The sequence below is a fragment of the Streptomyces murinus genome (assembly GCF_002154555.1).
GTDB lineage: Bacteria > Actinomycetota > Actinomycetes > Streptomycetales > Streptomycetaceae > Streptomyces > Streptomyces murinus.
Genome location: NZ_MUNF01000954.1, coordinates 911 through 1138, shown reverse-complemented (window position 1 = coordinate 1138; position 228 = coordinate 911). Strand labels below are relative to the sequence as shown.

Here is a 228-nt window from a genome sequence, read left to right as displayed (position 1 = left end):
GCTGTCCAACGCGGAGATCGCGGCCGATCTGTTCGTCAGCGAGACGACCGTCAAGACGCATGTCGGGCATGTGCTGACCAAGCTGGGTCTGCGGGACCGGGTGCAGGCGGCGGTGTACGCGTACGAGAGCGGTCTGGTGCGCCCCGGCGCGCAGTAAGCGGCGCGGGCTCTCGACGGCCGGTCGCCAGGGGCCTGTTCCGTACGACGGCGAAGGGCGCCCCTCTCCTC

The 228-nt window shown here is 70.6% G+C and carries 1 protein-coding gene; it reads left to right on the top strand.

The features are described from left to right. On the top strand, positions 1-157 hold a 157-nt coding region (locus CCN72_RS36870), incomplete at its 5' end, for a response regulator transcription factor (RefSeq protein WP_143664343.1). Positions 158-228 lie beyond the last annotated feature (71 nt).